General features: G+C 63.9%; 24 protein-coding genes and 1 riboswitch. Of the genes, 6 read left to right on the top strand and 18 right to left on the bottom strand.

From position 1 onward, the window contains the following. The first annotated feature begins 2 nt into the window (after nt 1-2). Nucleotides 3-323, top strand: coding sequence for a 2Fe-2S iron-sulfur cluster-binding protein (locus tag EPJ54_RS17640; protein WP_135213065.1), 321 nt, complete (start codon nt 3-5; stop codon nt 321-323). Here EPJ54_RS17640 and EPJ54_RS17635 read toward each other — a convergent pair. Next, a complete protein-coding gene (locus EPJ54_RS17635; RefSeq protein WP_135213064.1) occupies nt 320-1,900 on the bottom strand; it encodes a methyl-accepting chemotaxis protein in 1,581 nt (526 codons plus the stop codon). The two genes, EPJ54_RS17640 and EPJ54_RS17635, sit on opposite strands and share 4 nt — an antisense overlap. Continuing rightward, on the bottom strand, nt 1,893-2,237 hold the full coding sequence (locus EPJ54_RS17630; RefSeq protein WP_135213063.1) for a hypothetical protein: 345 nt from the start codon (nt 2,235-2,237) through the stop codon (nt 1,893-1,895). Before EPJ54_RS17630 ends, EPJ54_RS17635 begins: the two co-directional genes overlap by 8 nt. 116 nt (nt 2,238-2,353) lie before the next feature. Here EPJ54_RS17630 and EPJ54_RS17625 point away from each other — a divergent pair, with 116 nt between their 5' ends. Next, complete coding sequence (locus tag EPJ54_RS17625; RefSeq protein ID WP_135213062.1) at nt 2,354-3,748, top strand: M20/M25/M40 family metallo-hydrolase; 1,395 nt, start codon at nt 2,354-2,356, stop codon at nt 3,746-3,748. Nucleotides 3,749-3,763: 15 nt separating this feature from the next. On the opposite strand, the gene EPJ54_RS17620 is transcribed toward EPJ54_RS17625, so the two are convergent. The 3 genes from EPJ54_RS17620 to EPJ54_RS17610 all read right to left on the bottom strand — a co-directional run bounded on the left by EPJ54_RS17620 (nt 3,764) and on the right by EPJ54_RS17610 (nt 7,753). Next, nucleotides 3,764-4,129, bottom strand: a complete 366-nt coding sequence (locus EPJ54_RS17620; protein ID WP_135213061.1) for a hypothetical protein — start codon at nt 4,127-4,129, stop codon at nt 3,764-3,766. A 318-nt stretch (nt 4,130-4,447) separates the two neighbouring features. Beyond that, nucleotides 4,448-6,892: a sensor histidine kinase gene (locus EPJ54_RS17615; protein WP_135213060.1), complete on the bottom strand. Its 2,445-nt coding sequence runs from the start codon at nt 6,890-6,892 to the stop codon at nt 4,448-4,450. 171 nt (nt 6,893-7,063) lie between these two features. Beyond that, nucleotides 7,064-7,753, bottom strand: a complete 690-nt coding sequence (locus EPJ54_RS17610) for an energy transducer TonB (protein ID WP_135213059.1) — start codon at nt 7,751-7,753, stop codon at nt 7,064-7,066. Between the two features lie 145 nt (nt 7,754-7,898). Between EPJ54_RS17610 and EPJ54_RS17605 the strand changes: the two genes are divergently transcribed. Continuing rightward, on the top strand, nt 7,899-8,252 hold the full coding sequence (locus EPJ54_RS17605) for a c-type cytochrome (protein ID WP_135213058.1): 354 nt from the start codon (nt 7,899-7,901) through the stop codon (nt 8,250-8,252). A 107-nt stretch (nt 8,253-8,359) separates the two neighbouring features. Then, nucleotides 8,360-8,839: an Hsp20/alpha crystallin family protein gene (locus tag EPJ54_RS17600; protein ID WP_135213057.1), complete on the top strand. Its 480-nt coding sequence runs from the start codon at nt 8,360-8,362 to the stop codon at nt 8,837-8,839. Between the two features lie 105 nt (nt 8,840-8,944). On the opposite strand, the gene EPJ54_RS17595 is transcribed toward EPJ54_RS17600, so the two are convergent. Further along, nucleotides 8,945-9,580 (bottom strand): hypothetical protein, encoded by a 636-nt coding sequence (locus EPJ54_RS17595; protein WP_135213056.1) that lies wholly within the window; start codon nt 9,578-9,580, stop codon nt 8,945-8,947. Between the two features lie 98 nt (nt 9,581-9,678). Further along, nucleotides 9,679-10,839 carry a S8 family serine peptidase gene (locus tag EPJ54_RS17590; RefSeq protein ID WP_135213055.1) on the bottom strand — a complete coding sequence of 387 codons (1,161 nt, stop codon included), beginning with the start codon at nt 10,837-10,839 and terminating at the stop codon, nt 9,679-9,681. Nucleotides 10,840-10,937: 98 nt separating this feature from the next. On the opposite strand from EPJ54_RS17590, the gene EPJ54_RS17585 reads away from it, so the two are divergent. Then, nucleotides 10,938-11,441 (top strand): sigma-70 family RNA polymerase sigma factor, encoded by a 504-nt coding sequence (locus tag EPJ54_RS17585; RefSeq protein WP_135213054.1) that lies wholly within the window; start codon nt 10,938-10,940, stop codon nt 11,439-11,441. Then, the gene (locus EPJ54_RS17580; protein ID WP_135213053.1) at nt 11,438-12,127 is read left to right on the top strand and encodes an anti-sigma factor family protein; all 690 of its coding nucleotides are present in this window, start codon (nt 11,438-11,440) and stop codon (nt 12,125-12,127) included. Before EPJ54_RS17585 ends, EPJ54_RS17580 begins: the two co-directional genes overlap by 4 nt. A 134-nt stretch (nt 12,128-12,261) precedes the next feature. On the opposite strand, the gene ahcY is transcribed toward EPJ54_RS17580, so the two are convergent. The 11 genes from ahcY to EPJ54_RS17525 all read right to left on the bottom strand — a co-directional run bounded on the left by ahcY (nt 12,262) and on the right by EPJ54_RS17525 (nt 21,158). Continuing rightward, nucleotides 12,262-13,659 (bottom strand): adenosylhomocysteinase, encoded by a 1,398-nt coding sequence (ahcY, locus tag EPJ54_RS17575; RefSeq protein WP_135213052.1) that lies wholly within the window; start codon nt 13,657-13,659, stop codon nt 12,262-12,264. A 17-nt stretch (nt 13,660-13,676) separates the two neighbouring features. Next, a riboswitch (S-adenosyl-L-homocysteine riboswitch) is annotated at nt 13,677-13,756 on the bottom strand. A gap of 46 nt (nt 13,757-13,802) precedes the next feature. Next, nucleotides 13,803-14,294: a hypothetical protein gene (locus EPJ54_RS17570; RefSeq protein WP_135213051.1), complete on the bottom strand. Its 492-nt coding sequence runs from the start codon at nt 14,292-14,294 to the stop codon at nt 13,803-13,805. Further along, a complete protein-coding gene (locus EPJ54_RS17565) occupies nt 14,295-14,537 on the bottom strand; it encodes a helix-turn-helix transcriptional regulator (RefSeq protein WP_275574766.1) in 243 nt (80 codons plus the stop codon). It abuts the gene before it with no gap. Nucleotides 14,538-14,649: 112 nt separating this feature from the next. Next, entirely contained in the window at nt 14,650-15,888 is a 1,239-nt protein-coding gene (locus EPJ54_RS17560; protein WP_135213050.1) for a mechanosensitive ion channel, read from the bottom strand. 144 nt (nt 15,889-16,032) lie between these two features. Continuing rightward, on the bottom strand, nt 16,033-16,887 hold the full coding sequence (locus EPJ54_RS17555) for an N-acyl homoserine lactonase family protein (protein WP_239591009.1): 855 nt from the start codon (nt 16,885-16,887) through the stop codon (nt 16,033-16,035). 52 nt (nt 16,888-16,939) lie between these two features. Next, a complete protein-coding gene (locus tag EPJ54_RS17550; protein ID WP_135213049.1) occupies nt 16,940-17,215 on the bottom strand; it encodes a SemiSWEET family sugar transporter in 276 nt (91 codons plus the stop codon). Between the two features lie 18 nt (nt 17,216-17,233). Next, nucleotides 17,234-18,034, bottom strand: coding sequence for a thioesterase family protein (locus tag EPJ54_RS17545; protein WP_167755813.1), 801 nt, complete (start codon nt 18,032-18,034; stop codon nt 17,234-17,236). Nucleotides 18,035-18,036: 2 nt separating this feature from the next. Continuing rightward, on the bottom strand, nt 18,037-18,312 hold the full coding sequence (locus EPJ54_RS17540) for an HPr family phosphocarrier protein (RefSeq protein ID WP_135213047.1): 276 nt from the start codon (nt 18,310-18,312) through the stop codon (nt 18,037-18,039). Between the two features lie 25 nt (nt 18,313-18,337). After that, nucleotides 18,338-18,745 carry a PTS sugar transporter subunit IIA gene (locus EPJ54_RS17535; RefSeq protein WP_135213046.1) on the bottom strand — a complete coding sequence of 136 codons (408 nt, stop codon included), beginning with the start codon at nt 18,743-18,745 and terminating at the stop codon, nt 18,338-18,340. 111 nt (nt 18,746-18,856) lie between these two features. Beyond that, entirely contained in the window at nt 18,857-20,491 is a 1,635-nt protein-coding gene (locus tag EPJ54_RS17530; protein ID WP_135213045.1) for a sensor histidine kinase, read from the bottom strand. Next, a complete protein-coding gene (locus tag EPJ54_RS17525) occupies nt 20,460-21,158 on the bottom strand; it encodes a response regulator transcription factor (RefSeq protein WP_135213044.1) in 699 nt (232 codons plus the stop codon). The genes EPJ54_RS17530 and EPJ54_RS17525 overlap by 32 nt, the downstream gene beginning before the upstream one ends. Nucleotides 21,159-21,303: the final 145 nt, after the last annotated feature.

The raw sequence follows: 21,303 nt of genomic DNA, 5'->3' as shown, positions 1-21,303 counted from the left end.
TCATGCCGAAGATCACTTACATCGAGCACTCCGGTAAGGAGCATGTTGTCGACGCGCCGAACGGCCAGACCGTGATGGAAGCGGCGGTGAAGCACGCGGTGCCTGGCATCGACGCCGATTGCGGCGGCGCCTGCGCTTGCGCCACCTGCCACGTCTATGTCGATGCGGCCTGGGCCGATAAGACGGGCGAAGCCGGCTCGATGGAGCAATCCATGCTCGACTTCGCCAACGACGTTGAGCCGACCTCGCGCCTCTCCTGCCAAATCAAAATCAGCGACGCCCTCGACGGCCTCGTGGTGCGGCTACCAAAGAGCCAGCACTAAGCGCTGCGGCGGAGCGGTTCGTCGGCAATCCGGAAGCGGCCGACTTTTTGCGCGAGGCCGGCGGCTTCATCCGAGAGCGCGTGGCTGGCGGCGGCGGATTGCTCGACCATGGCCGCATTGCTTTGCGTGACGCGATCCATCTCATCGACGGCGGCGTTGACCTGCACCAGGCCTGACGATTGCTGCGCGATCGATTCAGCGATGTCCTGCACGAGCGTGTCGATCTGACCGACGCTAGAGGCGATGCGCGTGAGCGCCTCACCCGTCTGGCCCACGAGACCGACGCCGGTGTCGACCAGGCCTTCTGAATTCTGAATGAGCTCCTTGATATCGCGCGCGGCGCTGGCGGAGCGCTGCGCGAGTGCGCGAACTTCCGTGGCGACGACGGCGAAGCCACGGCCCGCCTCACCGGCACGCGCAGCTTCAACACCGGCATTGAGCGCGAGCAAATTGGTTTGGAAGGCGATCTCATCGATCACGCCGATGATCTGGCTGATCTGTTTGGACGAGCCTTCGATCGCGCGCATGGCTTCGATCGCATCGGCGACGACGGCGCCGCTCTTGTCCGCATCGCTGCGCGCCGCACCCATGGCGTCGGCGACCTTCTTGGCGTTGTCAGCCGTGCGGCGGACGTTCACCGTGATCTCATCGAGCGCGGCTGAGGATTCTTCCAGGCTGGCCGCCTGGCTTTCGGTACGACGCGACATCTCGTCAGTGGCTTGGCTGATGTCGCCAGCGCCGGAGCGCATCGTATCCACGGCGCCGCTCAGATCGGCCATCGTCTCTCTGAGCTGGCGCAAAGCGGCGTTGAAATCGCCACGGAGCTTTTCGTAGCCGGACGGGAAGGCGCTGGTGATCTGGGCGGTGAGGTCACCTTGCGCAAGGCGCTCGAGCCCGCTGGCGAGGCGCGCGACGACATCGGCCTGTTCATCCTCGATGCGCTTCTGCAGCGCCGCGCGTTCAGCGGCGGCGTGTTGTTCCGCGATGCGGGCGCTGGCTTCGGCGGCTTGCGCTTTGTTGGCTTCGGCACGCGCGGCTTCGGCGCGCTCCAGCGTCTCGGCGGTGGCGGCGAACATGCCACTGATATTGTGAGCGACGCCCATTAGGATCACGGCTTCAACAATAAGGATCACGGCGTGCACGACAACGCGCCAGAAATCGCCGCCGCCCGGAAACACCGCGGCCGGGATGAGGAAGTTCAGCGTGAGGTGATGCACGGCGACAACGCCGGCGCCCGCGAGGATCGCGCGCCAGTCGCAGAAGATCGTGAGCACCGCGAGCGCTGCGAAATAGGTCATGTGCATATCGATCTGCCAGGCGTGGCCGGCATGGGCTGCGACCAGCAACGAAACTTGCGCCATGAGTGCTGCGGACGCAGTGAGCCGCCCGGCTTCGCCGCCGCCGAAGCGCATGACCAAGCTGGCGAAACCCGCGACGCACGTCGCAGCAATGGCGAGGCCGAGCCACGCGTCGCCCAGGAAAAAAGCGGCCGCCCCAATGGTCGGCACGAACAGCCAATTGGCGGCGCTGACGAGTTTCGCGCCGAAGACGCGCTGATCGGCAAGGGTCTTAAACATCTCTTTGATCCTCGGCGCAGAGACCGGTGAGACTTGGGTTGAGTTGCAGAAGCGCGCCGGCTGCGTTGAGGCGCGCGGGCAATTGGTCATCGTCAGCGACGACGATCACGATGTTGCGGGCGCCGCCGATGGCGGTGACGGCGCCAGCGTCGGACGCCGCTTCGAACACGCGCGCCGGCGACCACCAGGGTGGAAATACCGCCGCGACTTGGCGCGGCGTGCGCGGGCCGACTTCAAACGCCACGGCCGCGCCGAGGCTGGCGAAGGTCAGCGCCAACGCAGGCGCAAACGTAAGCAAGAGCTTACGCGCGGACGCGACGGGGGCGGAACCAGACATGGTGAATTCCATGCCCTGCGCGCGGTTAATCTCGCGTTGTTCCTGATGGACCCAATTTGGGTCGCGGATTGAACCTTGGTCAGAACTTGTTCATTCATGACCTGACGGAGGGGTTCATGCGGGCTTGGGTTTTGGCGGCCGCGGTCGCGTTTGTGGGATTTGGCGCGCGCGCGGAGGCGCAAGAGCTGACGCCTGAGCGCGCGGCGTTTCGCGCGATCTATGAAGAGCTCGTCGAGATCGACACCTCGCCGAGCACGGGCTCGTGCACGCGGGCGGCGGAAGCCATGCTCGTGCATCTGCGCAATGCCGGTTTCTCCGAGGCCGATGCGCAGGTGATCGTGCCGGACGGCGCGCCGGGCGACGGCAATCTCGTTGCGCAAATTCGCGGCACGTCGCGCCAGCGCGCGCTGCTCCTGCTGGCGCATATCGATGTAGTTGATGCGCGGCGCGAGGATTGGGAGCGCGATCCGTTCACGCTCTACGAAGAGAACGGCTTCTTCTACGGGCGCGGCACGGCGGACGACAAGGCGATGGCGGCGGTGTTCGTCGACATGCTGGTGCGCATGCGCCGCGAGAATTATCGCCCGCGACGCACCATCCGCATGGCGCTGACCTGCGGCGAGGAAACCTCGAACCGCGTCAATGGCGTCGATTATCTGCTGCGCAATCATCGCCAATGGCTGCAAGCCGATTTCGCGATCAACGAAGGCGCGGGCGGCATCCTGGGCGCGAACGGCCCGGTGGCGCTCAATGTTCAAGCCGGTGAAAAAATCCACCAAGTGATGACGCTCACGGTCACCAATCCGGGCGGCCATTCTTCGCGGCCCGTGCCCGACAACGCGATCTATCGCCTGAGCAATGGGCTGACGCGGCTGGCCGCGTATCAATTCCCAGTCGAACTCAATCCGGTGACGCGCGCCTTCTTCGAGCGCATGGCGCCGATCGTGGGCGGTGAGATGGGTACGGCCATGAGTGCGCTTGCGCGCAATCCGAATGATGCGGCGGCCGCGGCGCGCGTCGCGCAAGATCCGAGCTTCAATGCGATGATGCGCACGACGTGCGTCGCCACGGAGCTCGACGCGGGCCACGCCGCCAACGCGCTGCCGCAACGCGCAATGGCGACGCTCTCGTGCCGTGTGTTGCAGGGCCATACGCCGGAGGAAGTGCAAGCCGAGCTGCAACGCGCTGTTGGTGATGCGCAAATCGAGGTCGGCATCGTGCGTCGCCGCGATGGATCGAGCCCGCCGGCGCTGACGCGCGAGATCATGGGCCCAGTCGAGCGTGCCGCCGCACGGCTTTGGCCGAACACGCCGATCGTGCCGACGATGACTGTCGGCGCCACGGACGGTCGCTTCCTCAACAATGCCGGCATCCCGACCTACGGCATGAGCGGTATGTTCTCGCTGCCCGGCGAAGGCAACGCACACGGCCTCAACGAAAAGATCCGCGTGCAATCGGTGTTCGAAGGGCGGGAGTTTCTGGAGAGCATCGTGCGGGATTATGCGCGGTGAGTAGCGCTCCCCTCCTCACGCAGTGGGGAGGGGCGGGGGTGGGGATGGCGTCGCCAACACCAGATGCATGGGCCCGCCGCGAAGTTTGCGTGTCAGCTGTGCGATGTAGCGTTCGGCATGATTGAACACATGCAGCGCATGCAGGATGCGCACGTAGAAGCTCGCATTGCGCTTACGGAAGCTGCGCGCGAGCAGGCGCGGGTGGGCTTTGTGAGCGCGCACGCCGTGGGCGATGTAGAGCTGCGCGCGCACGTTAAAGCGTTGGCGCGAGAGTGCGACGCAGATGAGATGCGCGTGGACGAAGCGCTCGCATTTGCTGATCACGCGTTCGAGGCTTTTTGAGCGATGCGCGTTTGTGCCCAGGCGCAGAACGAGCATCACGGCCCAGCAGCCACAGGAAGAGCGAGCGCTGTTGGCGCTCGAGATCCTCTCTGGTCAGGGTGGAGTGGGCGATGTGTTTCATGCGCGGGAGTGTGCGCGCGGTTTGAACTCGGTCGGATAGATTTTTTGCCGTTCGGACCGCGGGCTTCCAGCCGGCACGGTGGAAGGCCAAGGCACTCAACGGTTTTGCTTTGTCCAAAATGAAGATGCCGGCTGGAAGCCGGCGGTCCGAGGTGTGGGATAGAGGCGCGCTCTATCCTCGCTTTGACGGAGCTATCCCCGCCCCTGCCCCTCCCCGCGCGCGGGGAGGGATGCGTGTTAAGCCGCGCGTTGCTTTACGCCGGGCTGCACTGGCGGCGGGCCGGCGGCGGGGGCGGTAGCGGGCAGGTGGCACGTGACGGTGACGCCGCGGCCTGGCTCGCTTTGCAGTGCGACCCAACCGCCGTGCATTTCCACGAATGAGCGCACGAGGGCGAGGCCGAGGCCCGCGCCGCGACGATCGCCGGATTGGAAGCTGTCAAACGCGCGCGCTTGTTGATCGAAGCCCATGCCTTTGCCGGTGTCGGCGACGGTGAGGCGCACGATGCCGTCGAGGCGTTCGGCGGACACTGTGATCGTGTCGCCGCGCTCGGTATGGCGCAGCGCGTTCGAGAGCAGATTCACGATCACTTGCGTGATGCGCTTTTGATCGGCTTCGATGTCGCCGATCGAGGGATCGCATTTGATGCGGATCGGCACTTCGGTGTCACGCGCTTTCGAGGCGGCCATCTGCACGGATTCACTGATCGTGTCGTAGATGTTCACGGGGCCGAGATCGAGCTGCACATTGCCGGCTTCGACCATCGCCACATCGAGAATGTTGTCGATCAGTTTGGAGAGATTGCCGGCGGCGTCGATGATCGAGCCCACCTGCTCGACCTGGCGATCATTGAGCGGGCCGAACACGCGATGCTGCAACAGCTCGGCGTTGCCGAGAATGGCCTGCAGTGGATTGCGCAGCTGGTAGGACACGTTCTCGACGAATTGGCCCTTGAGCTTGTCCGCTTGCTCGAACGCTTCCGCGCGCTCGCGCAGCGCTTCTTCCACGCGGCGATCGGCGGTGATGTCCTGGAAGGCCACGAGCGTTGCGCCGTCCGGCAGCGGACGGGTCAGGAATTTCAGCACCGTCTCGTCGCTGCGGCGCATTTCGGCGCGATACTCAGTGCGCGCTTCCGGCGACGGGTCCGTGATGCGCGCGCGCACCTGCGCCCACATCGCCTTGTCGTGGAAGAGCGGCTGGCAGAGTTCCACCACGCGATCGAACGGCATTTCAGGCTGCAGCTGATCGGCTTCGAGCTTCCACACCGATTGGAACGCGGCGTTGGACAGCTTCAAGCGCCCATCGAGACCAAACACGACGACAGCTTCATGCAGCTTGTCGAGTGCGGCCTTCTGCGTTTGCAGCAGCGCGTCGTACGAGCTCTTCAGCGATACTTCGTTGGTGATGTCGGAGAAAATCAGCAGCATGCCGCCGTTCGGGTGACGCTGGCGCGCGATGCGGAACATGCGGCTGTCCGGCAACACCCAAAAATCTTGCGGCAGATCGTTGTGCTCTTGGTAGAGCGCCAGTTCGCGCGCGCGCCATTCGGCGTAATTCGCGTGCGCCGGCAGCTTGCGCTTCTCTTTGAGATAATCGAGCCACGCCGCGTGCGCGGGGCGATCCTGCAGGAAGCCCGCATCGAGATTCCACATCCGCTCGAAGGCGAGATTGTGAAACACGAGGCGCTTTTGCGCATCGAATACGGCGATGCCTTCGGCGAGGAAGTTCAAAGTCTCGTCGTGCGCGCGCTGTTGGCGGGCGATCTGATCGCGCGCGGCTTCTTGTTCGGTGACGTCGATCGCCATGCCGGCGGCGCCGCCGGCGACGGGCGACACGCGCAGACGGAACGTGCGCAGCTCGCCGCCGCGCACGACGACGGAGCGGGTTTCTTCAACCGCTTCGCCGGTCTCGATGGCTTTGCGCGCAAGTTCGACGGCGCCTTGGTCAAGCTGAAGATTGCGCGCGAGCGCTTGGTCGAGCGATTTGGCTTCAAGTGCCGCCAGATATTCCGGATTCGCCCATTCGAGCTTCATCGCGCCATTGACGCGCCAGGCCATGAACGGGGCGCCATTCCACATTTCGAGGAAGGCGGCCGGATCGCGCGCGATAACTTCGTGGCCGATGCCGATGCGACCGCCGGCTGCGCCCTCTTCGACGCCGCGAACGCTGGCATCCATGATCCAAGCGACAGCGCGCGCGCCCGCGGTGCGGCCGTCGACTTCGACGAAGACGCCATCCGGCGTGGAAATTTTGAGCGAGAACGCGGCGCCCTCACGGCGCAAACGCGTCAGCGCGGGCGACAGACGCGTGGCCGCGCCCGTAGCGTCGGTCGCGTCGAAAACGGAGAGCCCTTGCAGGATGCGCACGGCGGGCGATGCAGCGACCGCCGCGTCCGAGAAACGCAGCAGGCTCGCGAGCGCGAGCGGGCTGCCGTAAATGCGTGGCGCGCCCCAATCGCCGTCGGCGTCGGCGGTGATGTCTTCCCAGATCAGCACCACGCCCGGGTGCGCGCCGAAAATCGCGTCCGCCCAGGCGACTTTGTCCTCAAGTTCGCGCGCGCGCTTCTTCCACGCGTCGACGCCGCCGCGCGCGCCATCGGTCACGCGCATCGCCCAGATGAGCGACGCAATCGCGATCGACGCGGAGCCGCCCGCCACCAGCAGGCTTGCGAATTCGCCGTCCAATACCGACCCCAATTCCATCTTAGCGGCGAAACGAATCGCCGGACCCCGCAGGCATCATCCCGCAGGGACGCAGCCAGGGAAACGCCGCAGGCTGCGCGCAAGCGTTAACAACAGCTTAAATTGGTGAACGCGCGGTTAAGTTAAGAAAGTTCAATGCGTTAACGCGCGGGGTCAGCCGGTGCGGCGGAATTTTTCCACAGCTTGCTGGGCCGCCTGTAAAGTCGGGCGGAGTTTGCGGGCGCGTCGGCCCTGCTCTTTCAACTTCGCGGCGCCCGAAATGCGGAACACGAACGGGATGCGATAGCTCGCGCCGTAACGGACATGAACGTCGAATTTGGGCTGGAAGCGTACGTGTTCCAGGGCTTCGCGGGCGGCATCATAGAAGACATCGGACGGCCAAGCATCGACGCAGGAAATGTTCTTGGCGCGGCCCTCGGCGCTGACTTCGAATTCGGCGATGGCGACGCCCTCGACACCCATGCGCCGCGCCAGCTTCGGATAGCGCGCGCGCAATGGCCCGACGACTTCCCACGGCATCGCGTCGTCATCTTGATCCACCGTGGTTTCCGGCGCGCGCCAGACGACGCACATCGGCCCGCCCGGCAGGCGTTGGCGCATACGCTCCATTTCGCGCCGCCCCGCCCGCCATTCGCGGACGCGTTCGAGCAGATTGAAGAGCACGAGCACGAGACCCAGCACCGCGCCGCCGGAGGCGGTCAGCGCCAGGCCGCTATTCCAGCCGTGCTCGCGTAGCGCCGCGGACAAGGCCAGGTGAAGCAGCACAACGAAAACAAACAGCCCGCCATAGACCAAGGCTCTGGTGGTCAGCACCGAAACTGTGCGTTGGGCCCAAACCAGCATGGCGGCGGCATCTCCTCGCGAGGGCCGTTTACTTGCACGCCTCGGATGACAGGTTCAATGCGCCCAAGGGCGCCAAGCTTGGGATAGTTGCGTTCGATCAAGGCCAGCGCGCGCCGGGGCGCGATGCTTCAAGCGGGAGAAGGCCATGAGACATGTGAGCTTCGTGATCGTCGCGCTGGCGCTGGGCGGATGCGCGAGCTGTTTGGCCGAGCCTGCGCCGAGGCGTGCGGAGACGCCGAGCGTTGAATCCGGCCGGCATCTGGCGGAGCTGAATTGCGCAACCTGCCACGCCATCGGCGCGACGGGCGAAAGCCGCCACCCGATGGCGCCGCCCTTCCGCACGCTTTCACGCGACTATCCCGTCACTGCGCTGGAAGAAGCGTTCGCCGAAGGTATTCTCGTCGGCCATCCTGACATGCCGGAGTTTCGCTTGGCGCCAGCGCAGATCGACGATCTGCTCGCGTACATTGAAAGCGTGCAAGAACGGCGCGGCGGTTGAGGCAACGCAATGTCTTGAAGCGCGCTAAGCGTTTTCTAAATGCGTGCGCATGAGGGCCGGCGTGAACGGTCGCGCCGACCCACCGCACAAATGGTAAGGAGCATGCGATGACTGACCTCGTACCGGGGCGTCGCTTCCGCGCGCCCGACCGGCCCAGCGATGTGAGCCCGTTCTTCGCGCTGCAGCGGGAGATGAACCGCCTCTTCGACGATACGTTCAACGGGTTTGGGCTTGCGCCGTTTACGCGCGAGCAGAACAGCTTTGGCTTTCCGTCCGTTGAACTCACGGAGACCGACAAGGAATTGAAGGTCACGGCCGAGCTTGCCGGCCTCGATGAGAAAGACATCGAGATCAACATCCAGGACGACGTGCTGACACTACGCGGTGAAAAACACACCGAAACGGACGATAAGGAGCGCCGCTATAGCGAACGCTTCTATGGCCGCTTCGAACGCCGCATGGCTTTGCCGGCGCAAGTCGATGAAGACCGCGCCAAAGCAAGCTTCAAGAACGGCGTGCTGACGGTGACGTTGCCAAAGCTGGAAACGACGAAGCCGACCACGAAGCGGATTCAGATCGGCAAATGAACGCAGGCGAAGGCGCCGTTGGGTGGGGGCAACGGCGCCTTGCTTAGGCGAGCGGCGACGCGTTTGGGCGGGGGAGTAAGCGCCGCCGCTCTTTCGATCGACGCGTCAGTCCGGAGTACTGGTGACGGTATCGTCGGCCGAATCTGTGTCGCCCGAAGCTGCGGGCGCATCGCTCGCTTGCGTGCGGCCGGCCGAGGCCGAGCCATTGGCGCTTACGCCACCCGTCGCAGAGACGTTGGGTGATACACTTTGCGCGCGCTCGACGGCGCCTTGGGCTGCGCCACGGGTGCGGTTGGCGGCGGTGCGCGTCGTGGTCGTGGCGCTATTCACCGTCGGGCCCGGGTCGATCATAGCGCTGCCCGAGCCTTCGGCAGAGCCATTGCCTTGCGCCGACAGCGGCCCGGCGCTCAACGCGCCATCGAGCGCGCCGCCGCCGCCCGCATCAACGCTGCGCGGCTGGCTCGCGTGTTCCTCAGCAGCGCGTGCGGCGCGGCGGGCTTCACGAGCGGCGCGACGCGTTTCGCGTTCAGCGCGTTGGGTGGCGCGATCGACGACGCCTGTATCGGCACTCAGATCGCCGGCGCCGCTGACGGAGCCGCCGATTGAGCCCGTGGTGTTGTTGATCGTGCCGCCGAGGCCGCCGCCAACGGAACCGCCGCCGCCAAGAATTTGCGCGGACGCGGGCGCGGCGCAGAGCATCGCGGCAAGGGCAGTCGTGGCGATCAGAAGTTTCGTCTTCATGATGGTGTCTCCTTCGGGTTGGCGCCGTGCTGAAGGCCGGCTTCGAAGAGACAACGAACGGGAACCTGCGTTTCTTCCAAAATTCTTCGAGAATGCTTTCAGGGCGCAGCGATGAGGCCGTAACCATACACATCGTCACGCCCGCGCGCGCCGAGATCACGCGCTTGGGTGCGCATCGCGTTCACCACGTTTTGCGCGTTCGTCACGTTGGGCGCAGCGAGTTGTGTGGCAAGACGCGCGGCGATGATAGGTGCGGCATACGAGGTTCCACGTGTGCGCCCGTGCACGCCGAGCGCTGCGAAATCCACCTGTGCGCCCCGCCCTGCTTCAATGAGCACACGATCACGCGCATCAACGCCGGTGACACCAACGACGCCCTCGTATGACGCAGGAAAAAGCGGCGCTGCGGCCGGGCCGTCATTGCCAACAGCGGCGACGATAATGAAGCCGCGCGCGACCATGCGCGCGATCACGGCTTCCACCACGCGATTGCGTGGGCCGACGAGACTCACATTGATCACGGCGACGTTCTCTTGCGCGAGCCAGCCCAGGGCGCGCGCCAACGCCGAAGAGGCGCCGCCGGTTGGCGCGCCTCCGAAGATGTCCGCGGCATAGATGCGCGCGCCCGGCGCTGCGCTACTTATGAGGGCTGCGACATTGGTTCCGTGGGGGCCGACGACCGGGGCATTGCTCGCGAACGCGCGTTGCGCGGCGACATTGGCGCCGACGCCGCTATCGATCAGGCCGACGCGTGGGCCCGCGGAAGCGGCGCCACTCTGCGCGAACGTCGGCAGCGTAAGCGCCGCGCCGCTTTCGAGATGGAGGTGGTCGAAATCATACGTGCCGTTTGGAACGGTTTCGCGCAGGCGCCGCAGTGCGCGGCGCGTCGACATACCCTGCGGCGTACGCAGCGTGACCATGCTGGTCGCCTCATCGATCGGGTCGGTGCGGACGATTTCGAACCCTTGCGCGCGCGCCGCCTCGAGCGCGGTATTGCTCATGCCGAGCGCGAGGATTTGGCTGCGGACGATCGGCTGGCCGGCCGGATCGGCTTCCAGCTCGCGGCGATGCGTGCGCAGGAGATCGCGGATCTGCAGGCGTCGGACATCTTGTAGTGGGCGCTCCAGCGTGTCGCGGGTCCGGCCCAGCACCTCGCCCACCGCTGGGACCTCTGGCAGCGGCACGCCCAATTGCGCCCGCGCGGCGGGAGCCGCGGCCAGGGCGCTGATCAGGAACAAAAGGGCGAAAGCACGCTTCATGTTCGCAGAACGATTGACCCTGTTATTTTCGTCCCTTCCACTATGAAGCGATTTTCCGCGGAAGAAACCGCCCGTCCCAGTCGTTTGATCCAGTGAAGATGACGAGCGCCGCCGACCAAACCCGCTCAGACATCGTTGCGATGTTGCCGCGCCTGCGGCGCTTCGCACGCGCCCTCACGGGGCAAATGGCGGACGCGGACGACATCGTACAGATCGCGGTGGAGCGCGCCTTGATGCGGATGGATCAATATCAGACCGGCACGCGGCTGGATTCGTGGCTCTTTAGCATTGTGCGCAATGCGTGGATCGACGAAGCGCGCTCACGGACGCGGCGCGGCAAGGTGTTCGCACCGGCCGAGCTCGGCGAACAGGTCGGCAATGATGGCGAGGCCGAGATGCACGCCAAGTTGGAAGCCGACGATGTTTGGAGCGCGATGCGCAAGCTGCCGGACGAGCAGCGCGAGGCGGTGGCGCTCGTGTGTGTGGAGGGTCTCGCCTATCGCGAAGCCGCCGACGCACTGGGTGTGCCGATCGGCACGCTGACCAGCCGCTTGGCGCGCGGACGCGAGGCGCTGCAGGTCATGTTAGGAGGCGCGTCATGAGCGTCGACGATGAAAGATTGATGGCGTTCGCCGATGGCGAATTGAGCGGTGCGGAACGCGCCGAGGTGGAGGCCGCGCTCGCCCAGGATGCGAGCCTGCGCGAGAAGCTGGCGGCGCATCAGCGTTTGCGAACACGGCTTTCGTCGGCGTTTGATGGCGTGCTGGATGAGCCGGTGCCGGCCTCGTTGCTGGCGGCGGCGCCGCGCATGGCCGAGGTGGTGAATTTGGCCGAGCGGCGCGCGACGCGCTGGTCGGTGCGTGAATGGAGCGCGATGGCGGCGAGTGTTGTGCTTGGGCTGTTCGTGGGCGTTGGCGTGATGAACACGCAAGCGCCGCTAATTGCGCCAAGCGAGGGCGGCTTGATTGCACGCGGCGCGCTGGCGGACGCATTGCAGACGCAGCTGGCTTCGGATGAGGCCGGCGCTGTGCGGATCGGCTTAAGCTTCCGCGATGCGGACGGCCGCTATTGCCGCACGTTCGATCTCACCGAGGGCGGCACAGCTGGCCTGGCGTGCCGCGAAGGAGATGCTTGGAACGTGGCGATGACCGTCGCTGGCGCGGGCGGCGGCGAAGTGCGCCAAGCGGCGGCGTCAGAGCAAATCTTGAGCGCCGTCGATGCGATAATCGTCGGGGAGCCGCTCGATGCGGCCGGCGAAACGCAAGCACGCGACGCGGGCTGGGAATAAGCGCGCGCCGCACGCCTCGTCATTCCGGGGCTTCGCGAAGCGAAGAGCCCGGAATCCAGGGCAAACAACGGAGCGGCCGCCCTGGATTCCGGGTTCGCTCTTGCTGCGCAAGACCGCCCCGGAATGACGAAGACTTAGTAGCGATAATGGTCCGGCTTGAACGGGCCTTCGGTGGAGACGCCGATATAATCGGCTTGGCCCTTCGACATTTTCGTCAATTTGGCGCCGAGCTTTTCGAGGTGGAGGAAGGCCACCTTTTCATCGAGGTGCTTCGGCAGCGTATAGACTTCGTTCTTGTATGCCTTGCCGTTGGTCCAGAGTTCGATCTGCGCCAGCGTTTGGTTCGTGAACGAGGCGGACATGACGAAGCTCGGGTGGCCAGTGGCGTTGCCGAGGTTCACGAGGCGGCCTTCGGACAGAAGAATGATCTTCTTGCCGTCCGGGAATTCCACGTGGTGGACTTGCGGCTTGATCTCGTCCCACTTGAAATTCTTCAGACCAGCAACCTGAATTTCGGCGTCGAAGTGGCCGATATTGCAGACGATGGCGTTGTTTTTCATCGCCCGCATGTGATCGACGGTGATGACGTCTTTGTTGCCGGTTGCGGTGACGAAGATGTCGGCGGTGGGCGCCGCATCTTCCATGGTCACGACCTGGTAGCCTTCCATCGCCGCCTGCAACGCGCAGATCGGATCGACTTCCGTGACCATCACGCGCGCGCCGCCTTGGCGCAGCGACGCGGCAGAGCCTTTACCCACATCGCCGTAACCAGCAACAACCGCGACCTTGCCCGAGAGCATGACGTCCGTGCCGCGGCGGATCGCGTCGACCAGCGATTCACGGCAGCCATAGAGGTTGTCGAACTTCGACTTGGTGACGCTGTCGTTCACGTTGATGGCCGGGAACGGCAGTTCGCCCTTCTTGGCCATTTCGTAGAGGCGGTGCACGCCTGTGGTCGTCTCTTCCGAGACGCCCTTCACGCTGTTGCGGATGGCCGAATAGAAGCCCGGCTTTTCCTTGCAATACTTCTTGATCATCGCGAAGAGCGCTTGCTCTTCTTCGTTCGAATGATGTTCAAGGAAGTCTTGGTCCTGCTCCGCCTTCGGGCCGAGCACGCAGAGCAAGGTGGCGTCGCCGCCGTCGTCGAGGATCATGTTGGCGTATTCGCCGTTCGGCCATTCGAAGATGCGGTGGGCGTAGTCCCAATATTCTTCGAGCGTCTCGCCCTTCACCGCGAACACCGGCGTGCCCTTGGCGGCGATCGCGGCGGCGGCGTGGTCTTGTGTCGAGAAGATGTTGCACGAGGCCCAGCGCACTTCGGCGCCGAGCGCTTGCAGCGTCTCGATCAGCACCGCGGTTTGGATGGTCATGTGCAGCGATCCGGCGATGCGCGCGCCCTTCAGCGGCTGCTTCGGGCCATATTCGGCGCGAATAGCCATGAGGCCCGGCATTTCGGTTTCGGCGATTTCGATTTCCTTGCGGCCCCAGGCGGCAAGGCTCAGGTCCTTTACGACGTAATCTGTTGCGCTCATCGCGCGCCCTCCTTCGAAAGCGGCGAGCGTCGTTTTCCAAGTGGGAAACCCGTCGAGCCTGGCGGCAAAGCTTGCCGTCGCAACGCTCCTCGGCGGGCGGCAGGGAAATAGCAAAGCCCGCCCGCCGTTGCAAATGCGTGAGGTTAATCCTCCAGCGGCGGCTCCTGCTCCCATGCCAAAAACGCGGCCGGCAAAGTGAGGCTGAGGATAATCGCACCCCAGAACAACGCGTTCCAGTGCTCTGGCGTGACCGGCGCCCAGAGATCGAAACGATCGATGAAATCCAAGCGCAGGTTCATGTACAAAAGCCCGAGGGCCACCAAAGAGGCGAAAAGCGAAAACGCGCGGTAGGTTGCGCGATTACGCTGCGCCAGTTCCCGCTCATCAAGCTTGGCGTCCGGTTCCTGCGCTTGGCGTTGGAAACTCGAGCCCGCGAGGATCGCAAAGGCGAGCATCGCGAACGCGACCATCAGCAGGCCGACAATGCTCGTGATTGGCAATTCATCGCCCGCATCGGGCCCGAGCTGAAGAATGCAGCCAATCGGATAAAGCGTGTAAAGCGCGATAAACAGGCCGCGAGCGAGCCGCGGCGACATGGCGCTGCCCATCGGGCGACGACGCGTGCGGACGTACATTCAATCCTCTCCCTTGTTGCGCATGCTCTGCGCCAAGCTCGGAAACGGCTTTAGCGAGAACACCATCTCGACGGGCGCGCTAAAGACGCCCGCGATCTTCAGGGCCAACTCGACAGAGGGGGCGTAATCGCCGCGTTCGAGGTAGCCAACGGTCTGTGGGTTCACGCCAATTGCCTCAGCCAAGTCCTTGCGACTCATGCCGTGCTCTGCGCGGAAAACTGATATTCTATTGTGTATTGCCATTGTTATATTGTCTATACACAACCCTTTATTGGATGTCAACTACGATGGCGACCAATGGAAAAGGGCCGCCCATCAGGGACGGCCCTTTGTTTTCATTCGGAGTTTTGAGTGGTTAGCGGCCAGACCAGCGGTCCAGCAGTTTCTTGGCCGCATCCCGCCCACCGATCCCGAAGGCAATGGCGACAGCCACGGCGACGGACCCGAGGATCAAGCCGAAGGCCAGGACGATGATGTCGTTGGCCAAGCCCATGAAGCGCAGGCCGACCGCCGTCGCCAAGGCGATGACGCCCCAGCGCACCAAGGTCGAGATGATCTCCGACGAGGGCTTGCCTTCCTTGGCGGAGGCCGCCGCTAGGATGTTGGCCAGCAAGATGCCAAGCGCGATGATGACGGCGCCGAACAGCACGCGCGTCGCCAAGGTCAGCACTTCGGCCAGCATCGCCGCCATCGCGCCAAACTCCAGCATGCGCGCCGCCTCGACTGCGGCGAACAACACGATGCCGATCAGCACCGCGAGGCCGATCATGCGCGACGGCGGGAACGCGCTGAAGCGTGCCGTGTCGACGCCCGGCGTCAGATCCATGCGCTCACGGCCGACACGCACCGGCTCAGCGTTCGCGATGGAATTGATGATGTCGTCGAAGCCGATCGATTTCAGGCCCTCTTCCGTCAGCGTCATCACCCAGCGGCCGATGACGTAGGCAATGAAGATGATGAGTGCTGCGCCGATCACGCGTGGGATCGTCATCAGGATGTTGTTGAGCATCGCCGTGGCTGGATCGGAGATGGCGCTGATGTCGAGGATATCGAGCGCCGCGATCGCCACGGGAATGATAATCAAAGTGAAGGTGAGGATGCCCAGCAGACGTGCGAGACCGGGGCCGCGCGGCGTGTGCGTGAGGCCGGCGTCGACCAGGCGCCGATCGAGCTCCATTGCTTCGACCGCGGCTTCGACCATGCGGCGCACGATCGTCGCCAACACGAAGCCGATGAAGAAGATGAGCGCTGCGCCGACGACGGCCGGCAGATAATTCAGGAAGCCGCGCACCATGTCATAGAGCGGTGTGACCACGGCTTCGAGACGCAGCACCGTAAGCGCGGCCATGAAGCCCAAGAGCCAAACCAGCCAATAGCCGACTTCGCCGACGCGCTCGCCGACATCGACCATCGGCTTTGCAGTCGATGGGCTTGCACCATCGCGGCGCGCAAAGAACGGCAGGCGATCGACACCTTTCGCGATCGTCCATTTCACGGCTTTCGCCGCGAAATGCGCGACGATCAGAATAATGATCGCGCCGCCAATGCGGAGCACCCAATCCTGGGCGACCGCGTAATCAATGGTCATCGGCATGAGCAGCCCTCCTCACGAGGCCATGTTCAAAGATCGCTTAGTGTTCGGGCTGAAAGTGCGGAATGCAAAGGTTTTGCACGCGCGAGGCGTGCTTTCGCGTTGTTGCGACTGCGAAAAGCACGCCCTTGTCTGCGTTAATGCGCCTTAGTTGAGCGCGGCCGGGAACACTGGCAGCGCCTCGAAATCCTCCGCCACATGCTGGCGCACGATGCGTGCGCCCGTTTCGGCGGCGAGTGCTTCGATCTTATCCATCGAGGCGAGCGTTTGCGCGCGGTCGACGTTGAACGCCGGCACCAAACGGCGCTCGCGGCTTTCGCTCATGTGCCACATATCGCCGGTGAGCAGAACGGGGCCGGAATTTGGCAAGCGCACGAGCAAGATATTGTGGCCGGGCGTGTGGCCGGGCGTTTGGATGATGGTGACTGAACCGTCGCCAAAGACGTCGGTGTCGCCGTCGCCTTCAAGCGTGCGCGTCGGCGCGTTCTCGATCGGCGCGATCAGCGCAAATTCTTCAGCAGCGCGCGCTTCCTGCCGGAACATCCAAGTGCGCTCGTCCGCGTCCAGCAGCCAGGTGGAGCTGGTGAACAGAGCAGCGTTGCCGACGTGATCGAAATGGCTGTGCGAGATCGAGACGAACTCGATGTCGGCGGGCGTCAACTGCAATTGCGCGAGTTGATCGGCGAGGCGATTGGTGACGCGCAGCGTAAATGGCCCGTTGACGACACGGCCCTCCGGCGCATCGGCGACGCCGTCGGGCAACCCCGCATCCCACAACAGATCGCCATCGGGGTGACGGATGAGGAAGCACGGATCGACGACTTCGCGCGCTTGCCCATTGAGCGAACCATCATCGGCGAACATGCCCGCATCGCTGATCGAGATACGGCCGCAATCGAGCGCATGGAGCTGCACCGCAGGCGCTTCCGGCGTTTGCTGCTGCGGCTGGCCGCACGCGGCGAGTGCTGCGAGCGCTACAAATGCGAGCAAAGTCTTTTTCATGTTGGCTCTCTCCCCTTCATGTCCCGCCATGTGAGGGCACGAAGGGCAAGGGTCAAGCAGAAGGCTTCGGACGACGCGAAAGTTTCAAGATCAAGACGAGTGCTGCGAGCGATGCAGCGACGACGTTCCAAAGAATGATTGAAGGCGCGCCGCGGCACATTCCATACGCGGCCCAGAGCACCGCACCTGAAAGCACCATCGCATAGGTCAAACTGGAGACGCCGTTCGCGTCGCGATCGCGAATGATCTTGAACGCCTGCGGCGCAAACGCGAATGCGCCAATGAAGCCCGCGATCAGACCAAGCACTTCAACGGAATCGGATTGCATAAAAACTCCGCGCGAAGATCAACCGCGATGGATAGCGAGTTGTTCGGTTGTGGCGAGCAGCGCGCCTTGCGGGCTCCAGAAGGTGGCGGAATGATCCCAGAAGCCGCCCTCGATGCGTCGGCCGCGCGCTTCGGTGAGCACGTAGCCTTCGCCCACGGCTTCGATCTCTTCCATTTTGGCGTGGAAATAGACGGTCATTGACAGCGTCGTCGATGGCACGAAGCGTTGCGCAACGTAAAACACGCGCGGTGGCACGAAATCGGCGAGAAAGGCGAGCGAGGCGATGTCTAGCTTCTGACCCGCGGCGATGCGTGACCAGAACAGCGAGCGTTCGGGATTGTCACCTTGAAACGGCGCGCCCTCGATCCAGCGGGCTTCGAGTTCATCGCCGAACGGCGCCGGCGGCGTGAAGCGGATGAGACCAGGCGTATCCGGATTAAGTGCGGCCGGCATGGTGGAAGCCGTGTGCGCCTGCGGATCAGGACGGAGTTCGCCCGCCGTGATCATGGCGTGCGCGCAGACGATGTCATTCTGGATCATCTCCGCTTGCCAATAGGAGACGCTGCGGCCTTCACGCATCGGCGTCGCGCGCACGAGCACGGGGCCTGTGGCGACGGCGTTGAAGAAATGCGCCACGAGCGCACGCGGATAATGTGTGGGTTTGGCTTCGCCCATCACCGCCTTCAGCATCGCCGCCGCAACCCAACCGCCGAACTGGCGCTCTGCGCCGTTGCTGAAATGCGGATCGGCTTCACCGCGCCAGCGATGGGCTTCGTCACGCGCCAGCGTGATGCGCTCGGCGAAATAGGGCGCGGTCAAATCTATTCTTCTTCGTGGAATTTCGCGGCGATCAGCGCTTCGAGCGCATCAAGGGCCTGTTCGGCGTCGGGGCCTTTGGCTTCGATCTCGATTTCCGAGCCGATGCCGGCGCCGAGCATCATCAAGTCCATCAGCGAGCGCGCGTCGGCTTCTTCGCCCTCACGGCGCACCAGGATCACGGTGTCCTCGTAGCCAAGCGCGAGTTCCGCGACCTTGCGCGAGGCGCGCGCATGCAGGCCACGAATGTTCGTGATCGGTACGATGCGCTTCAGCCCCATCCCCAGGCCTTATTCTTCTTTGTTGTTAGGCCGGGCCGCCGGCCAGTTCCACGGAGGCGACACGAATGTAGCGCCGGCCAGCATCTTGCGCGGCGAGTGCGGCTTCGGGAAGCTTCATTTTATCGCGCACTTCAGCGAGCTTGATCAACATCGGCAAATTCACGCCGGCGATCACTTCGATCTTCACTTGATTGATCACCGAGATGGCGAGGTTCGACGGCGTGCCGCCGAACATATCGGTGAGGATCACGACGCCGTCGCCGCGCTCCACGGCGCGCACAGCGTCGAGAATATCGGCGCGGCGTTCTTCCATATCGTCGTCGGGGCCAATGGCCACGGCGCGCATTTGGTCTTGTGGTCCAAGTACGTGCTCAGCCGCGGCGACGAATTCGTCAGCCAAGCGACCGTGCGACACCACGACGACGCCGATCATTCCCTACTCCCGCCACCCACCCGGTGGACTCGCGTAAAGGTCGGCAACAATACCCTTTCGCGGTTGCGAGAAAAGCCAAACCCGCACAGCCGACGCAGTTTTCGACGAGCGTTAGTGACGCGGCGAGCCGGCCAGCGGGAATTCAACTATCAGGCGAGCGCCGCGCACGCCATGGACCCCGCCGCCGATGTTCTCAGCCCTGATGGCGCCGCCATGCGCTGTAACAATCTGGCGGGCGATGGAGAGGCCGAGGCCGGAACTGCCGCCGAACGCCGTGCCTTTGGGGCGCTGGGTGTAGAAACGCTGGAAAATGGTCTCGAGGTTTTCCGGCGGAATGCCGGGCCCCTCGTCCTCGACCATCGCGCGCACGACCTGGCCGTCCTTGGTTTTCACCACCGCGACCGAGACCGCCACCGTGCCGCCCTCGGGGCTGAACGAGCGGGCGTTGTCGATCAGATTGCGGAACACTTGGCCGAGCGGACCGGCTTGGCCGATCACCAAAGCGCCGTCTGGCCGAGCGCCCTTGAACACCACATGAGCATGCGAGGTCTCGCCGGGCGGCGTCTCGTAGGCGCGCGCGATCTCAAACAGAAGCGTGCCGAGATCGACTTGGCCGAGATCGCCGCGCGCGGTTTCGGCTTCGATGCGGCTGGCGCGGGCGATATCGGTGATCAGGCGATCGAGACGCACCACGTCCTGCGCGACGATGCTGAGCATCTGGCTTTGTTGCTCTGGCGATTGCGCCGAACGTGCCGACGCCACAGCCGAGCGAATCGAGGCGAGCGGGTTCTTGATCTCGTGGCTGACGTCGGCGGCAAAGCGCTCGTTGGCGTCAATACGATCCGCCAGCGCGTCGGTCATTTGTTCGAGCGAATGGCTGAGCGCGCCGATTTCATCCTTGCGCTTGCTGATCTCTGGCAAAGCCAGACGCGTCGAGCCGGTGAGGCGCAAGCTGTCGGCGGCGGCGGAAAGCCGGCGTAGCGGGCCGGCGATGAAGAGCGCCAGCAGCAGCGACGACAAGAAGATCACCACCGTGGCGCCGACCACGAACGGGATCATGCTCGCGCGCTCGGCGACGAGGATGCGCTCCACGTCAGCACTTTCCAGCGTCACGACGCCGAGCACGGCTTGCACGCGGCGCAACGGCAGCGTCACCGAGACAACGCGCTCGCCCTTCTCGTTCAGCCGTTCGCCGCGCGAAATTTCACCGCGCAGACCACGCGCGAGCTCTTCTTCTGTGGTGATGCTGGGCCGCCAGGGCGTGATGCGCAAATATTCCACACGCCGCGCAGCGTTCTCGATACGCGCGCCGATCGTACTTTCCTCGCCAACCGCCAAGGGTTGTTCTTCAAGCCGATCATAGATCACGTCCGTATCGGCGATGACACGACCATCCTCGGCAAACACGCGCACACGTGGTCCGCCAGCGCCTGGTCGACCGCCCTCAGCTATCGGCGGCAACAAACGGCGCAGCACTTCGCGGACAGCCGATTCATTGATGTAGGGGTACGGATCGCCCTGCACCGTGCCGGTTTCGATCAGCAGATTGGTGATCAGCTCGCCTTGCGTGCGCAGATTGCGGAATTGCGCGTCGGTGAGGCCGGCGCGCATTTCCGTAAGCAGGAGCACGCCGATCACCAGAATGGCGAGACCGGCGAAATTCCAGATGAAGATGATCTGCGCGATCCTGGAGCTCAGGACCGCGCGGAGACCTTCACGCTTCGTTGTATCTGTAGCCGACGCCATAGAGGGTTTCGATCGCGTCGAAGGTGTCGTCGATGTCGCGGAATTTCTTGCGGAGTCGTTTGATGTGGCTGTCGATGGTGCGGTCGTCGACATAGACTTGGTCGTCATAGGCAGCGTCCATCAGCTGATCGCGGCTCTTCACATAGCCGGGGCGCTGAGCAAGCGCTTGCAGGATCAAAAACTCGGTGACGGTGAGGCGAACTTGTTCGCCCTTCCACGTGCACGCGTGACGGTTGGGATCGAGCGTCAGCTCGCCACGCACGATCGGCTTCTTGTCGCCTACCGCTTCCGCACCCGGCGCGCCCGCACGCGTGCGACGCAGCAGCGCCTTCACGCGCTCGTTCAACAGACGCTGCGAGAAGGGTTTGGTGATGTAATCGTCGGCGCCGACGTTGAAGCCGACGACCTCGTCCATCTCATCGTCCTTCGAGGTGAGGAAAATGACCGGCAGGTTAGAGCCCTGGCGCAGACGGCGCAGCACTTCAACGCCGTCCATACGCGGCATCTTGATATCGAGGATGGCGATATCCGGCGGCGTTTCGGAGAGCGCGGCAAGCGCTGTCGCGCCGTCCGTATAGGTGCGGACGATGTAGCCCTCGCCTTCAAAGAAGACTTTCAGGGAAGCGAGGATGTTCTCGTCGTCATCGACAAGGGCGATCGTTGCCATAGGGGAGCCGGACTTTCCTAACCTAACCGTAATAAAGCAATAATGGCAGTCTTAGACGCCATTGTGGCGGAGATAAACTGGAGGGGCGCCTATTCCAGCCTCAAAGCGCCGCATCACCTAGTTTTGTTTCGCCGCGCTGGATAGC

Source organism: Vitreimonas flagellata (assembly GCF_004634425.1).
Lineage (GTDB): Bacteria > Pseudomonadota > Alphaproteobacteria > Caulobacterales > Aquidulcibacteraceae > Vitreimonas > Vitreimonas flagellata.
The sequence above is the reverse complement of the archived record's forward strand: the minus strand, read 5'-3'. Positions and strand labels throughout refer to the sequence as shown.

What these genes read in the sequence shown, in the direction of transcription:
- EPJ54_RS17605 (WP_135213058.1), top strand. Translation starts at nt 7,899, where the DNA reads ATGAGACATGTGAGCTTCGTGATCGTCGCGCTGGCGCTGGGCGGATGC.
- EPJ54_RS17580 (WP_135213053.1), top strand. Translation starts at nt 11,438, where the DNA reads ATGAGCGTCGACGATGAAAGATTGATGGCGTTCGCCGATGGCGAATTG.
- EPJ54_RS17540 (WP_135213047.1), bottom strand. Translation starts at nt 18,312, where the DNA reads ATGGGGCTGAAGCGCATCGTACCGATCACGAACATTCGTGGCCTGCAT.
- EPJ54_RS17635 (WP_135213064.1), bottom strand. Translation starts at nt 1,900, where the DNA reads ATGTTTAAGACCCTTGCCGATCAGCGCGTCTTCGGCGCGAAACTCGTC.
- ahcY (WP_135213052.1), bottom strand. Translation starts at nt 13,659, where the DNA reads ATGAGCGCAACAGATTACGTCGTAAAGGACCTGAGCCTTGCCGCCTGG.
- EPJ54_RS17595 (WP_135213056.1), bottom strand. Translation starts at nt 9,580, where the DNA reads ATGAAGACGAAACTTCTGATCGCCACGACTGCCCTTGCCGCGATGCTC.
- EPJ54_RS17585 (WP_135213054.1), top strand. Translation starts at nt 10,938, where the DNA reads ATGACGAGCGCCGCCGACCAAACCCGCTCAGACATCGTTGCGATGTTG.
- EPJ54_RS17610 (WP_135213059.1), bottom strand. Translation starts at nt 7,753, where the DNA reads ATGCTGGTTTGGGCCCAACGCACAGTTTCGGTGCTGACCACCAGAGCC.
- EPJ54_RS17600 (WP_135213057.1), top strand. Translation starts at nt 8,360, where the DNA reads ATGACTGACCTCGTACCGGGGCGTCGCTTCCGCGCGCCCGACCGGCCC.
- EPJ54_RS17565 (WP_275574766.1), bottom strand. Translation starts at nt 14,537, where the DNA reads ATGGCAATACACAATAGAATATCAGTTTTCCGCGCAGAGCACGGCATG.
- EPJ54_RS17535 (WP_135213046.1), bottom strand. Translation starts at nt 18,745, where the DNA reads ATGATCGGCGTCGTCGTGGTGTCGCACGGTCGCTTGGCTGACGAATTC.
- EPJ54_RS17625 (WP_135213062.1), top strand. Translation starts at nt 2,354, where the DNA reads ATGCGGGCTTGGGTTTTGGCGGCCGCGGTCGCGTTTGTGGGATTTGGC.
- EPJ54_RS17630 (WP_135213063.1), bottom strand. Translation starts at nt 2,237, where the DNA reads ATGTCTGGTTCCGCCCCCGTCGCGTCCGCGCGTAAGCTCTTGCTTACG.
- EPJ54_RS17530 (WP_135213045.1), bottom strand. Translation starts at nt 20,491, where the DNA reads ATGGCGTCGGCTACAGATACAACGAAGCGTGAAGGTCTCCGCGCGGTC.
- EPJ54_RS17590 (WP_135213055.1), bottom strand. Translation starts at nt 10,839, where the DNA reads ATGAAGCGTGCTTTCGCCCTTTTGTTCCTGATCAGCGCCCTGGCCGCG.
- EPJ54_RS17525 (WP_135213044.1), bottom strand. Translation starts at nt 21,158, where the DNA reads ATGGCAACGATCGCCCTTGTCGATGACGACGAGAACATCCTCGCTTCC.
- EPJ54_RS17570 (WP_135213051.1), bottom strand. Translation starts at nt 14,294, where the DNA reads ATGTACGTCCGCACGCGTCGTCGCCCGATGGGCAGCGCCATGTCGCCG.
- EPJ54_RS17640 (WP_135213065.1), top strand. Translation starts at nt 3, where the DNA reads ATGCCGAAGATCACTTACATCGAGCACTCCGGTAAGGAGCATGTTGTC.
- EPJ54_RS17555 (WP_239591009.1), bottom strand. Translation starts at nt 16,887, where the DNA reads ATGAAAAAGACTTTGCTCGCATTTGTAGCGCTCGCAGCACTCGCCGCG.
- EPJ54_RS17560 (WP_135213050.1), bottom strand. Translation starts at nt 15,888, where the DNA reads ATGCCGATGACCATTGATTACGCGGTCGCCCAGGATTGGGTGCTCCGC.
- EPJ54_RS17550 (WP_135213049.1), bottom strand. Translation starts at nt 17,215, where the DNA reads ATGCAATCCGATTCCGTTGAAGTGCTTGGTCTGATCGCGGGCTTCATT.